This is a genomic window from Bradyrhizobium sp. HKCCYLS1011, assembly GCF_051167795.1.
Classification (GTDB): domain Bacteria; phylum Pseudomonadota; class Alphaproteobacteria; order Rhizobiales; family Xanthobacteraceae; genus Bradyrhizobium.
The window spans coordinates 19,080-32,058 of record NZ_JBNPTT010000014.1; the positions used below are offsets into that span (position 1 = coordinate 19,080).

9 protein-coding genes are annotated in these 12,979 nt (G+C 66.1%); 8 read left to right on the top strand and 1 reads right to left on the bottom strand.

Annotated features, from left to right (window positions below):
• The first annotated feature begins 60 nt into the window (after positions 1-60).
• Genes ACQR1W_RS35510 through ACQR1W_RS35520 form a run of 3 tightly spaced genes read left to right on the top strand, consistent with a single transcriptional unit; the run spans position 61 to position 3,870 of the window.
• Positions 61-558, top strand: a complete 498-nt coding sequence (locus tag ACQR1W_RS35510; protein ID WP_434855131.1) for a (2Fe-2S)-binding protein — start codon at positions 61-63, stop codon at positions 556-558.
• Positions 555-1,613, top strand: coding sequence for an FAD binding domain-containing protein (locus ACQR1W_RS35515; protein WP_434855132.1), 1,059 nt, complete (start codon positions 555-557; stop codon positions 1,611-1,613). Before ACQR1W_RS35510 ends, ACQR1W_RS35515 begins: the two co-directional genes overlap by 4 nt.
• Positions 1,603-3,870 (top strand): xanthine dehydrogenase family protein molybdopterin-binding subunit, encoded by a 2,268-nt coding sequence (locus ACQR1W_RS35520; protein ID WP_434855133.1) that lies wholly within the window; start codon positions 1,603-1,605, stop codon positions 3,868-3,870. The genes ACQR1W_RS35515 and ACQR1W_RS35520 overlap by 11 nt, the downstream gene beginning before the upstream one ends.
• Before the next feature lie 141 nt (positions 3,871-4,011).
• On the opposite strand, the gene ACQR1W_RS35525 is transcribed toward ACQR1W_RS35520, so the two are convergent.
• On the bottom strand, positions 4,012-6,000 hold the full coding sequence (locus ACQR1W_RS35525; RefSeq protein ID WP_434855134.1) for a methyl-accepting chemotaxis protein: 1,989 nt from the start codon (positions 5,998-6,000) through the stop codon (positions 4,012-4,014).
• Positions 6,001-6,282: 282 nt separating this feature from the next.
• On the opposite strand from ACQR1W_RS35525, the gene ACQR1W_RS35530 reads away from it, so the two are divergent.
• The 5 genes from ACQR1W_RS35530 to hemA all read left to right on the top strand — a co-directional run bounded on the left by ACQR1W_RS35530 (position 6,283) and on the right by hemA (position 12,743).
• Positions 6,283-6,591, top strand: a complete 309-nt coding sequence (locus ACQR1W_RS35530) for a hypothetical protein (protein ID WP_434855135.1) — start codon at positions 6,283-6,285, stop codon at positions 6,589-6,591.
• Between the two features lie 215 nt (positions 6,592-6,806).
• The gene (locus tag ACQR1W_RS35535; RefSeq protein WP_434855136.1) at positions 6,807-7,541 is read left to right on the top strand and encodes an outer membrane protein; all 735 of its coding nucleotides are present in this window, start codon (positions 6,807-6,809) and stop codon (positions 7,539-7,541) included.
• Between the two features lie 278 nt (positions 7,542-7,819).
• The gene (locus ACQR1W_RS35540; RefSeq protein ID WP_434855137.1) at positions 7,820-9,958 is read left to right on the top strand and encodes a methyl-accepting chemotaxis protein; all 2,139 of its coding nucleotides are present in this window, start codon (positions 7,820-7,822) and stop codon (positions 9,956-9,958) included.
• A 268-nt stretch (positions 9,959-10,226) separates the two neighbouring features.
• On the top strand, positions 10,227-11,288 hold the full coding sequence (locus ACQR1W_RS35545) for an MBL fold metallo-hydrolase (protein ID WP_434855138.1): 1,062 nt from the start codon (positions 10,227-10,229) through the stop codon (positions 11,286-11,288).
• Positions 11,289-11,513: 225 nt separating this feature from the next.
• A complete protein-coding gene (gene hemA / locus ACQR1W_RS35550; RefSeq protein WP_008966807.1) occupies positions 11,514-12,743 on the top strand; it encodes a 5-aminolevulinate synthase in 1,230 nt (409 codons plus the stop codon).
• Positions 12,744-12,979 lie beyond the last annotated feature (236 nt).

Below are 12,979 nucleotides of genomic sequence, written 5' to 3' on the forward strand. Positions count from 1 at the left end.
CAGCCCGTAAGGCGTTTCCGTTGCGATCCGATTAGGCCATAGCTTCGATCGGAACAACGCATGAATTGGACTGTCAGACTCACCGTCAACGGTGAGCCGCGAACCCTTGCGCTCGACGACCCCCGTGTCACGCTGCTCGACCTCCTGCGTGAACGCCTCCACCTCACCGGGACCAAGAAGGGCTGCGACCGCGGCCAATGCGGCGCCTGCACCGTGCTGGTCGACGGCCGCCGCATCAACTCCTGCCTGACCTTGGCCGCGAGCCTCGACGGCGCCGAGATCACCACCATCGAAGGCGTGGCGGATAGCGACCACCTGCACCCGGTGCAGGAGGCCTTCATCGCCCATGACGCGCTGCAATGCGGCTTCTGCACGCCGGGTCAGATCATGAGCGCGATCGGCCTGATCAATGAAGGCCAGGCCGGCGACGAGGCTGAGCGCATCCGTGAGGGCATGAGCGGCAATCTGTGCCGCTGCAGCGCCTATGTCGGCATCGTCGAGGCGGTGCAGGACGCGCAGCAGACCCTGGCGAGCAAGAAGACGGAGCGCGCGGCATGAACCGGTTCGACTATGTGAAGCCGGCCAGCATCGCAGAGGCGATCGCCGCCGCAAGCCAGCCCGGCGCCGCCTATCTCGCCTCCGGCACCAATCTCCTGGACCTGATGAAAGGCAATGTGGTCAGGCCGGCGCGGCTGGTCGACATTTCCCGCCTGCCCGAGCTCAACCGAATCGAACAGCTCGCCAATGGCGATGTCAGGATCGGCGCGCTGGTGCGCAATGCGGACCTCGCCCATCATGCCGACGTCGCGCGCGATTTTCCGGCAGTGGCGGAAGCGCTGCTGTCGGGCGCCTCGGCGCAGTTGCGCAACGCGGCGACGGTTGGCGGCAACCTGCTGCAGCGGACCCGCTGCGCCTATTTCTACGAACCGGCCTCCGCCTGCAACAAGCGCAAGCCCGGCACGGGCTGCGATGCGCTGGACGGCGAGAACAGCCAGCACGCCGTGCTCGGCTGGAGCGAGGCCTGCATCGCCACCAACCCGTCCGATTTCTGCGTACCGCTCGCGGCGTTCGATGCCGTCGTCGAAATCGAGGGCAAGGCTGGAAAACGCGAGGTCGCGCTCGAAGCCCTGCATCTGTTGCCGGGCACGACCCCGGAGCGCGAGACGGTGCTGGAGCCCGGCGAGATGATTGTCGCGGTCAGGCTGCCGGCGGCGGCGCGCAGCTTCGCCAAGCATGCGCGTTACCTGAAAGTGCGCGAGCGCAATTCCTACGCCTTTGCCGTGGTGTCCGTCGCGGCCGGCCTCGTGATCGAGAACGGCGCGATCAAGCAGGCACGGCTCGCGCTCGGCGGCGTCGCGGCGAAACCGTGGCGCCCGCGCGAAGCCGAAGCGCTGCTCGCCGGCCAGCCGGCTGACGCGAGCGCGTTCCAACGCGCCGCCGACGCCGCGCTCGCCGGCGCAAAGCCATCCGGCGACAACGCCTACAAGATTCCGCTGGCGCACAATCTGATCGTGCGCGCGCTGCAAGCCGCTCACCAGGGCACCCCCGCGCGCATGCCGGCGCTGCCCGCCTCGCCCTTCTCCTCCGTTCCCGGAGTTCTTCATGACGCCTGAACTCAATCTCTCCCGCGATCCCGCCCATCTCAGGCACGGCTCGAATATCGGCCAGCCAATCTCCCGCCGCGACGGCGTGCTGAAGGTCACCGGCGCCGCACGCTACGCCGCTGACAGCAATCCGCGCGGCCTGCTCTATGCCGTGCTCGCCGTGAGCAGCATTGCGCGCGGCCGCGTCGCCTCGCTCGATGTCGAGGCCGCGAAAGCGCATCCCGGCGTGGTCGAGGTGATGACACAGGCCAACCGGCCGCCACTCGCCGACGATCCCGACGGCAAGCCCAATCCGTTCGCCTTCAGGTTCGAGGCGCTGCAGAACGATCGCGTGCGCTATGCCAACCAGCCGATCGCACTCGTGATCGCCGAGACGCTGGAGGCCGCGACCGAAGGCGCGGCGCTACTCGCACCCCGCTACGAGGCCGAGCCGGCGCGCATCGGTCTGGACGCCGACAAACCTTACGTCCCGCCGGTCGTCGGCATGGGCTTCCCCGCGGAAAGCCGTCACGGCGACGTCGATGCGGCGCTGGCCTCGGCCGACAAGACGATCGAGGCCGTCTACGAGACGCCGCCGCACTACCACAACGCAATGGAGCCGCATGCGATCGTGGCGGAATGGCAGGGCGACAAGCTCGTGATCGACACGCCGACGCAGGGACTCGTGATGATGCAGGCGCGCATCGCCGGCCTGTTCGGGATTCCGCCTGAGAACATCCTGATCCGCAGCCCGTTCCTCGGCGGCGGCTTCGGGGGCAAGGGCCTGATGGCGGGGCCTCAGGTGCTCGGCATCCTCGCCGCAAAGCTAGTGGGGCGCCCGGTGAAGCTCGTGGTCCGTCGCGAGCAGCTCTATGGCCCGTTCGGCCACCGCTCGCCGACGCGGCAGACGCTGCGCCTGGGCGCGAATGCCGAAGGCCAGCTCTCGGCGATCCATCATCACGCCAGGGTTGTCACCTCCAGCTTCGAGGATTTCTACGAATCCGCGGCGCACCTGACGCATACACTCTACGCCTCGCCGGCCATCGCGACCACTTACGACGCCGTGCGGGTCGACACCGGCACACCGCTGTTCGTGCGTGCGCCCGGCATCGCGCCGGGATCGATCGCGCTGGAAAGCGCCGTCGACGAGATGGCAGAGGCCTGCGGCCTCGATCCGCTCGCCTTCCGCGTCAAAAACTACGCCGAGATCGAGCCCGGCACCGGCAAGCCGTTCTCCTCGAAAGCCCTGCGCGAATGCTACACGCAAGGTGCCCAGCGCTTCGGCTGGTGGGAGCGGCCGCTGAAGCCGCGCATGATGCGCGACAAGGACGGATTCCTGGTCGGCTGGGGCATGGGGACGGCGACCTTCCATGCGCTGATGTTCGCCGGCCAAGCGCGTGCGGTGATCCGCCGCGACGGCACCGGCGCCATGGAAACCGGCTCGCATGACATGGGCCAGGGCGCCTGGACGGCGCTGGCGCAGATTGCCGCAGATGCGCTGGCACTCGATATCGACCAGGTCGCGTACAAGGCCGGCACCTCCGACTTGCCGGACGCCGGCATCGCCGGCGGCTCCGCCCATACGGCGACCGTCGGCACCGCGATCCACAATGCGGGTGCGGCGGTCATCGCCAAGCTGGCCGAGCTTGCGACCTCGGACCAGCGCTCGCCGCTGTTCGGGGCCGGCAATGCCGGCGTGATCGCGCGCAACGGGCGGCTGTTCCGGCGCGACGACGAGAGCCGCGGCGAAGCCTATGGCGATATCCTCGCACGCGCTGGCCTTGCCGAGATCGACGCCTCCGGCACCGGCGCGCCAGATGCGGCGGCCAATGAGCAATATGCCATGCACTCGCACGGCGCGGTGTTTGCCGAGGTCAAGGTCGATCCCGATCTCGGCCAGGTGCGCGTCAGCCGCATGGTCGGCGCGTTTGCTGCGGGCCGGATCATCAACCCCAAGATGGTGCAGAGCCAGTTGCTCGGCGGCATGATCTGGGGCGTGTCGCTGGCGCTGCACGAGGAAGCGATCACCGATCACCGCACCGGGCGCATCATGAACGCCAATCTCGGCGAATATCATGTACCCGTGAATGCCGACATCCCGGCAATGGAGGCCTTCACGGTCGAGGAGCACGACCCATACGTCAACCCGCTCGGCATCAAGGGGGTCGGCGAGATCGGGATCACCGGCTCGGCCGGCGCGGTGGCCAACGCGGTCTGGCACGCCACCGGCGTGCGGGTCCGGCGCTTCCCGGTTCGGATCAGCGATCTGGTCCGGCGGGCCGACTAACAACAAAATTCCGGGACGCCGCTCGCGACAACACGGCAAAGCCATTTTGCCGCAGCGGCGACCCCGGGGCCTGTCATCGGGCGACCTAGAGCGCCGCCCCTTTGAAGCCGCGCTGCAATGACGGACGACAAGACGGCGATCTCACGCCGCCTGCTTCTTGAAGTTGGCGTCGAACCATTTCTGATACGGCAGTTGCTCTACGCCGAGTTCAAACTCGACATGCAGCGCGTCCTGATCGCTGGCGCGTACGACGTAAGGAAGCTGCCGATCGAAACCGTCAATACGGATCGTGCCCGTCGCGCCGATCTCGGGATTGTGCTGACAGCGGATCCAGGCCCCGCCCTCGGAGATGTCGATCAGCACGGCCTTGATCCGACCGGTGCCGGACCCGCTCAGCTCGACCGGCAAATTCGACTTGAACCTCGGCCATTGGCGGCGATTGGCCTCGGCGGTTGTGGTGCGCACCACCTTGGTCAGGGTCGAGCGCAACGAGGACAGGCTGGCGCCGACTTGGCCGATTGCCTGACGAACCTCGGTCGCGCGAGCATCGACCGCCCCGGCGTCCCGGCCGACGTTGGATATCTTGGCCGAGACTTGCTCGGCGCCCGCGGCCGCCGCAGTGACCGAGCGACTGATCTCGGAGGTCGCCGCATGCTGCTCCTCCATCGCCGCCGACACCGATGCTGCGACCTGGTCGATCTCCGAGATCTGGCTGCCCATGTCCTCGACCGCGCTGACCGCAGCGCTGGTGGCGCTCTGCACCTCCGAGATCAGCCGCGCGATCTCGTCGGTCGACTTCGCAGTCTGGTCCGACAACGATTTGACCTCGGCCGCGACCACGGCAAAGCCGCGTCCGGCCTCCCCGGCGCGCGCGGCCTCGATGGTGGCGTTGAGCGCCAGCAGGTTGGTCTGCTCGGCAATGCCGCCGATCATGTTCGAGACTTCCGCGATCTTTGCCACCGCGCTCGACAGCATCTCGATCGTTGTCCTGGCCTTCTCGCGGCCGGCAACGGCGCTCTTGGTGATCGCGCTGGCGCGGGCGACCTGGCCCGAGATCTGGCGAATCGCCGAATCCATCTGTTGGGCCGCCGCGGAGACGCTTTGCGCGTTGGACAGCGACTGCTTGGACGCGGCCGCCACCGCCTGGGCTTCCGAGGACAACGTCCGGGCAAGCCCCGACAACCCCGAGGCAGCCTGTTCGACGTCACGCGAGGCGCCGGCGGCGGCCTCGACCGAGGAGCCGGTTTCGCGCTCGATCACGTCGGCCATGTCGAGCATCGAACGGCGCTTCTGCTCGTCGAGCTCGTTTCGATCCTTGTCCTGGCGCTCCCGCAGCCGCGCATTCTCGATCGCACTGGTCTTGAAGACGGCGAGCGCTCCGGCCATCGCGCCGATCTCGTCGCCGCGCTCGGCGAACGGGATCTGCACGTCGAGATCACCGTCGGCGAGCTGGCGCATGGTCCTGGTCATTTGCGTCAGCGGCCGCACCACGCCGCGGATCAAGCCGCCAAGACCGCCGATCACCAGTACAAAGACAAAACCCGCGACACCCCACACGATCCACGACATCGAATGGTCGCGCTCGGCCGCGGTCGTCTCCATGTCTGCATTGAACTTGTTGGCGCGCGTGACGATGTCGTCGATCACGCTGCGATGCGCCGTGTAAGCCTCCGTCAGCCGGGCATAGGCGACCTCGGCTTTCGCGCCATCCCCGGCACGGAGCGCCGGTAGCAGATCAGAGTCGAGCGCCTGCCAGAACTTGCGTACCTGCGCATCCGACGTCTCAACCAGCATCGTTCTCAAGGACGGCTGCAATGCCGACGACGTCCAATACGCCTTGCGCTCGTCGTAATCCTTCCTCAGCTGGGCCAACTTTGTCTGGTGCGCTTCAAGGTTCTTCGGCTCGCGCAGCGCCAAGGTGGATTCCAGATAGGCCTCGATCACATATTCCGGCGGCGGCAGGATGTCCGCGACCAGATCGTTGCCGAGCTTGATGTCGGAGTAAAGCGGTCCCCCGACCCTGAGCTCGCCGAGCGCATAGGCCCCGGTCAGAACCACGGCGGCCAGTCCGACGGCCACAAGCAGGCCGAATGCAGCGATGACGGCGGAGATCGACAGGCGGGTTTTCATTGCGGACCACAAACACAATTTCGGAGCGGCCGATGCGGCAACCGGCCTCGCTCCTAAAATGGCATTTCCATTCGGCCGACGACGGCCGAGCCGCCATTTCCGAATCGCCGCACGATACTGGCTTCGATTGTCATCCCAACCCGTCTGCAGAAGGGTAAACATTTCATTCCGTAGAATTGCGGAGAAACACGACGGCGCCCAAGCGCCGAACCAGCAGACATGATCTGGCGCAAGGCGGAGCGAAGCGGCTCGGCGATGATGCCGACCTCCAACGAGGGCATCATGTCCAAACCGGTTCCCGACAAGGCCGAGATCGCGCTCGAATATCCCGACAAGTTCTATGTCGGCACCTTCGAGCATTCGTCCCGCTTCCAAGCTCGGCTCGAGCCGACCGGGTTGGCGCTGACCTTGGAACGTCCGGGATCCGAGGACGTCCGCAAATCAGTTCACCTGCATCTCAACTACGGACTGCTGGCCGCGATCCTGCGCGAGATTGCCGCCGATGCAGGCGCGATTCCCAAAGACGACCTGCACCGTGTTCAGTTGGCTGACGCGGTCGCAACCCTTCACGCGGCCCTTAACGAACCTTAACCCTGATGTCTCAAAGCGACACGAGGCGAGCCGATCTTAACGCTCGCTTCAGGCTTCGTTAAACCTCCGCTAACCACGAAAAAACGTTTGCCTGCCAACAGGTTGGGTTGGAGGCCACTGTGTTGCGGCAGTGACAGCATTTGATTCAAAACCGATCTATCAGCTGACGCATCGATTGCGCCGCAGGTGGCGCTTGTATGCGTTGGAGATGTACGATGAAGAAGTTCCTGCTCGCGACTGTCGCGCTCGCGGCCCTGGCCGGAGCTCAGTCCGCTCGCGCCGCCGATCTCGGCGCCCGCTCCTATCCTTATGCGACCAAGGCTCCGGCCTATATGGCGCCGATCTACAACTGGACCGGCTTCTATGTCGGCGCGCATATCGGTGGCGCGTTTTCCAGCGACAACAATTTCTCCGGCCTTGCCACCGGCAACAATTCCAACGGCCGCTTCCTCGGCGGTCTGCAGGTCGGCGCCGACTGGCAGTTCGCCCCGAGCTGGGTGATCGGTGCCGAAGGCCAGTTCAGCTGGGTCGGCGGCAGCGTCGGCGCCGTGTTTCCGGGCGGCTACACCTATAAGAACAGCCAGCGCGGGCTCGGCTCGATCACCGGCCGCTTCGGCTACACCTGGGGCCCGGGCCTGGTCTATGTGAAGGGCGGCTACGCCTATTCCGACAACAATGAGAGCGTGACGCTGGCCGGCCTGCCGGTCGGTTTCGGCACCACCGGCGATCATCGCAACGGCTACACGGTCGGCGCCGGTCTCGAATACATGTTCGCGCCGAGCTGGTCGGCCAAGGTCGAGTATGACTACTACAATTTCGGCAGCGCCAGCTTCACCGCGCCGCCGGCGCTGGTGCCGACCGGCAGCTTCACGACCGACGACCACACCTTCAAGGCCGGCGTGAACTATCGCTTCAACTGGGCGGGCGCTCCGGTGGTCGGGCGCTACTGAGCTGCATCCAACCATTTAACAGGGCGGCGGGGGCCGGCAGCAATGCCGGCCCTTTTAATTTGCAACGGTCACGCGGGGTTTGCGGCGCCTCGAGCTCGATCGTCGCGCTGCGCGGAAATGAGAAGCCGTTGCTTTTCGGTTAAATCCCGCCGGGTGAAATGCGAAACGACGCAAATTCTCGGCTGTACTCCCGTGATTTCCCGGAATTTGTTAACTCGCCACCGCGATACTGCCCGCAAAATTCAGGCGCGCAATCGTTGCGTCGCGGGGGAAACAGAATGGCGGTTCGCTTCAGCATCGGCAGGATGTTCGGCCACCTGCGGCCGCAATGGGGCATCAAGGGCAGCCTGTTCGCGGCTTTTGCCGTGATCGCGGCCATGACGATCGCGATCAGCGTCGGAGCCGGCATGGCGCTGCGGCATGTCGGCGCCACCATGGTCGATCTGTCGGACCGCGACATCCCCCGCCTCACCGCCAGCCTGCAGCTGCTGGCGCAGAGCCAGAGCCTCGCCAGCCTGGGCCCTGCGCTGTTGGGATCGCAGAACAACGACGCGCTCAATGATCGCCTCAAGAAGATGCAGGAGATCCAGAAGCTCACCGAGCAGCGGCTGAACGAGATCGCAAGCCTCGGCGCCGACAAGAGCGTGCTGGGGCCGCTCGCCGAGACCATCAAGAACATCAACGAAGCCAATCAGAGCCTGGTCTCGGCCGCGCGCGAACGGCTGGAGGCGGTCGCGGCCCATAACAGGCAGTATGACGCGCTGCGCCGGGCTCAGGCCGATTTCACCGAGGCCGCAAGCGCGCCCATGCTGGACGCCCAGACCGGGCTGAACGCGGTGGTCGGCGCGCTCGAAATCTCCGTCGACGACGCCACTGCGGCGGCGCGCTTCGTCGAGCAGATCGGCAACGTCATCGCCAGCGGCAATCTGATCGCCGCCCAATTGGCCTCCGCTTTGTCCGCGAACGACGCCGATGCGCTGGATGCGACGGAGAAGGCGTTCAAGCAGGCGGTGGCGCAGCTGCAATCGAATCTCGAGCTGCTGCCCAATACGCGCACCACAGCGGCGTTGCGCGACGCCGCAACAAAGCTTGCCGCGCTGGGCGAAGGCAAGACACGCGTTTTCAAGCTGCGCGAGAAGGAGCTCGACGCCTTCGATTACGGCCAGACCGTGCTGGAGGAGACGCGCAAGCTCAATGTCGGCCTTGAGATCAGCGTGCAGCAGCTGGTCGAGGGCGTCCGCAATGCGACCGCGACCGCAACCACGACCGCGGGTCAGGAAATCAAGCTCGCAACTCTTGTCATGATCGGCGCGGGAGCTGCGACTCTGATCGGCTCGGCGCTGTTCGTCTGGCTCTATGTCGCCGGCAGCATCCTGCGCCGCATCAGCCGGCTGCAACAGGCAATGCAGCGGCTCTCGAGCGGCGATCTCGACACCGAGCTCCGGCACGTCGGCCGAAGCGACGAAATCGGCGCGATGGCGGCAACGCTGGAGGTGTTCCGCGAGAGCATGATCCGTGCCCGCACCCTCGCCGCCGCGCAGGACAAGGACCGTGCCGCGAAGGCCGAGCGCGCCGCCCGCATGGAGGCGCGCATCGCTGAATTCGAAGCCGCGGTGCGCGGCACGCTCGCCAATCTGCAGAGGTCGGCCGGCGCGATGCAGACCACCGCGCAGGGCATGTCGGACACCGCCGCGCAGTCGAATTCACTGGTAAGCGCCGTGGCAGCGGCGGCGGAACAGACCTCGACGAACGTGCAGACGGTCTCGGCCGGCACCGAGGAACTGTCATCCTCGATCGCCGAGATCAGCCGCCAGGTCGTGACCTCGGCGGGGATCGCCAAGAAGGCGGTGGCCGAGGCCGGCGCGACCGACGCCACCATGCAGGGCCTGGCCGACAATGCGAGCCGCATCAGCGTGGTGGTCGACCTGATCCAGGTGATCGCCTCGCAGACCAATCTGCTCGCGCTCAATGCCACCATCGAAGCGGCGCGCGCCGGGGAAGCCGGCCGCGGCTTCGCCGTGGTGGCCTCCGAGGTGAAGAGCCTCGCCAGTCAGACGGCGAAAGCCACCGACGAGATCCGCAGCCAGATCGCCCGCATGCAGCAGGTCGCATCATCAGCGGTCACCGCGATCCGCAACATCGGCGGGACCATCGCCGAGATCAACGATGTCACCACCTCGATTGCCGCCGCGATCGAGCAGCAGGGCACGGCCACGCGCGAGATCGCCCGCAACATCCAGCAGGCGGCCGGCGGCACCACCGAGGTCTCCGGCAATATCACCGGCGTCGCCGGCGCGGCGGCCAAGGCCGGCAGCTCGGCGGCCGACGTGCTGAACGCATCGGAAGCGCTGCGGCGCGAGGCCGACGGCCTGCGGGCGGAGATCGACGCCTTCCTCAGCAACATCAGGGCGGCGTGATCCACCCTCACTGTCGTCCCGGCGAACGCCGGGACCCATAGCCACCGAAGGCGGCTTTCCGAACGGTATCAGCCACTGAGCCCTCAAGATGGATCCCGCGGTATAGGTCCCGGCTCAAGGCCGGGACGACAGCGAAGATGGAGTTGTCACCCCAAACCTCGTCTCCAAGCCTTGTCTCCAAGCCTTGTCTCCAAGCCTTGCGCAGAGCCGCGACCCGCCCGCGAATTTTCGGCTGGCGCTCGCCCGCCACGGCGTTTAAGCCGATGGCATGCATTCCAAAACACACCCCGTGCACTCCTCGGCGGAGGCATTGCGATACCCCTGGGAAAGCCACCCCGGGGAGGATCAGGTCGTCGAGGTCGCGCCGGGCGTGCTTTGGCTGCGGCTGAAGCTGCCGTTCCGCCTCAACCACGTGAACATCTATCTGCTGGCCGATGGCGATGGCTGGACCGCGGTCGATTCCGGCTTCGGCAATGAGGAGTCGATCGCAGCCTGGACCAGGCTGCTCGAGGGGCCGCTGCGGCATGTGAAGATCGCCCGGCTGATCGTCACCCATTCGCACCCCGATCATGTCGGGCTCGCGGGGTGGATCGTCGAGCGCTTCAACTGCCCGCTTCTGATGTCGCAGGTCGAGTACCTGCAATCGGTCTATCACCAGAACCGCGGCAGCGAGGAGCGGCTGAACGCGCAGCGCCAGTTTTTCCGCCGCCACGGCATGGATGAGACCCTGACCGACAAGCTGCTCGGCCGCGGCCAGGACTATCTGAAGCGGGTCTCGATCCTGCCGCCATCCTACCGGCGCATCTCCCATGGCGACGAGATCCAGATCGGCAGCCGCCGCTTCAAGGTGATCACCGGTGGCGGCCATGCGCTCGACCAGGTGATGCTCTATTGCGCCTCGGACAAGCTGTTCCTGTCCGCCGATCAGGTGCTGAGCAAGATCTCGCCGAATGTCAGCGTCTGGGCGGTCGAGCCGGATCAGAACTCGCTGGGCGAATATCTGGCCTCGCTGGCAAGCCTCACCACCACCCTGCCCTATGATGCCCTGGTGCTGCCCGGCCATGGCGTGCCGTTCTACGGGCTAAAGACGCGGATCAAGCAACTGGCCGACCATCACGAGGAACGCTGCCGGATGATTGCGGAAGCCTGCCTGCAAGAACCCAAAACCTCGGCGCAGTTGGTGCCGGTGGTGTTCCACAAGCACGCGCTCGATCCGCACCAGATGGGCTTCGCGGCCGGCGAGCTGATCGCTCATGTCAACTACATGCTGGTGGAAGGCCGCCTCACCGCGGAAGCGATCGACGGCGTATTTCACTATCGCACAACCTGAGCAGCGGACCGGCGGCTCGAGCGGCTCCGACCTCGCCGCAGCGCCGCCGCAATGCGAGCGCGGTTCAGTCGCAATCATCCCACCTTGGACAAATCGCCCACGGCCGGCCCGGGGATTCCAACTCGACAGCCCGACTGGAAACGCTCTAATAAGTCTTCCAAAGCCCCGCCGCCGCGAGGGTCCGTTCCAGATGCTGCATTGCAGCGCGCCACGTCAGGTTTCGCGATGGACTACAGCCAGTATTTCAGTGCCGCCCTTGGTCGCCTGCACGACGAGCGCCGCTACCGCGTGTTTGCGGATCTGGAGCGCCTCGCCGGCCGGTTCCCGCACGCGCTCTGGCATTCGCCGAGCGGCGCTCGCAACGTCGTGATCTGGTGCTCGAACGATTATCTCGGCATGGGCCAGCATCCGAAGGTGGTCGGCGCGATGGTCGAGACCGCGACCCGGGTCGGCACTGGCGCCGGCGGCACCCGCAACATCGCCGGCACGCATCACCCGCTGGTGCAGCTCGAGGCCGAGCTCGCCGACCTCCACGGCAAGGAGGCGGCGCTGCTGTTCACCTCCGGCTATGTCTCCAACCAGACCGGCATCGCCACCCTCGCCAAGCTGATTCCGAACTGCCTGATCCTGTCGGACGCACTGAACCACAATTCGATGATCGAAGGCGTGCGGCAGTCCGGCTGCGAGCGCCAGATCTGGCGCCACAACGATGTCGGCCATCTCGAGGAGCTTTTGATCGCGGCCGGCCCTGACAGGCCCAAGCTGATCGCCTGCGAGAGCCTGTATTCGATGGACGGTGACGTGGCGCCGCTGGCTGCGATCTGCGACCTCGCCGAGCGCTACAACGCGATGACCTATGTCGACGAGGTTCATGCTGTCGGCATGTATGGCCCGCGCGGCGGCGGCATCGCCGAGCGCGACGGGGTGATGCACCGGATCGACATTCTCGAAGGTACGCTCGCCAAGGCGTTCGGCTGTCTCGGCGGCTATATCGCGGCCAAAGGCGAGATCATCGACGCGGTGCGCTCCTATGCGCCGGGCTTCATCTTCACCACCGCGCTGCCGCCGCCGATCTGCTCGGCCGCCACGGCTGCGATCCGCCACCTGAAGAGCTCGAGCTGGGAACGCGAGCGCCACCAGGACCGCGCGGCCCGGGTCAAGGCCATCCTGTCGGCCGCGGGCCTGCCGGTGATGTCGAGCGACACCCATATCGTGCCGCTGTTCGTCGGCGATCCCGAGAAGTGCAAGCTCGCCTCGGATCTGCTGCTCGAAGAGCACGGCATCTATATCCAGCCGATCAACTATCCGACGGTCGCCAAGGGCACCGAGCGGCTGCGCATCACGCCCTCGCCCTATCACGATGACGGCCTGATCGACCGCCTCGCCGAGGCGCTGGTGCAGGTCTGGGAACGGCTCGGCCTGCCGCTGAACAAGAAGGCGCTGGCGGCGGAGTAGTTCGGTGGGTAGCCCGGGTGAGCGTCAGCGACACCCGGGAGATATGACTCAATTGTCCCGGATGTCGCTTCGCTCATCCGGGCTACGCGCTCGTTTGTGAGCCTCGTAGAGCCAGCCGACGGTTCAGGAGCGCGGCTGATTTTGGGACCGGGCCGCGTCATTTTCGCTGTCATCGTCCGCGCAGGCGGACGATCCAGTACTCCGAGACGCCTGTTCTAATCGAGAGGCCGCGGCGT

What these genes read in the sequence shown, in the direction of transcription:
- ACQR1W_RS35510 (WP_434855131.1), top strand. Translation starts at nt 61, where the DNA reads ATGAATTGGACTGTCAGACTCACCGTCAACGGTGAGCCGCGAACCCTT.
- ACQR1W_RS35525 (WP_434855134.1), bottom strand. Translation starts at nt 6,000, where the DNA reads ATGAAAACCCGCCTGTCGATCTCCGCCGTCATCGCTGCATTCGGCCTG.
- hemA (WP_008966807.1), top strand. Translation starts at nt 11,514, where the DNA reads ATGGACTACAGCCAGTATTTCAGTGCCGCCCTTGGTCGCCTGCACGAC.
- ACQR1W_RS35535 (WP_434855136.1), top strand. Translation starts at nt 6,807, where the DNA reads ATGAAGAAGTTCCTGCTCGCGACTGTCGCGCTCGCGGCCCTGGCCGGA.
- ACQR1W_RS35520 (WP_434855133.1), top strand. Translation starts at nt 1,603, where the DNA reads ATGACGCCTGAACTCAATCTCTCCCGCGATCCCGCCCATCTCAGGCAC.
- ACQR1W_RS35545 (WP_434855138.1), top strand. Translation starts at nt 10,227, where the DNA reads ATGCATTCCAAAACACACCCCGTGCACTCCTCGGCGGAGGCATTGCGA.
- ACQR1W_RS35515 (WP_434855132.1), top strand. Translation starts at nt 555, where the DNA reads ATGAACCGGTTCGACTATGTGAAGCCGGCCAGCATCGCAGAGGCGATC.
- ACQR1W_RS35530 (WP_434855135.1), top strand. Translation starts at nt 6,283, where the DNA reads ATGTCCAAACCGGTTCCCGACAAGGCCGAGATCGCGCTCGAATATCCC.
- ACQR1W_RS35540 (WP_434855137.1), top strand. Translation starts at nt 7,820, where the DNA reads ATGGCGGTTCGCTTCAGCATCGGCAGGATGTTCGGCCACCTGCGGCCG.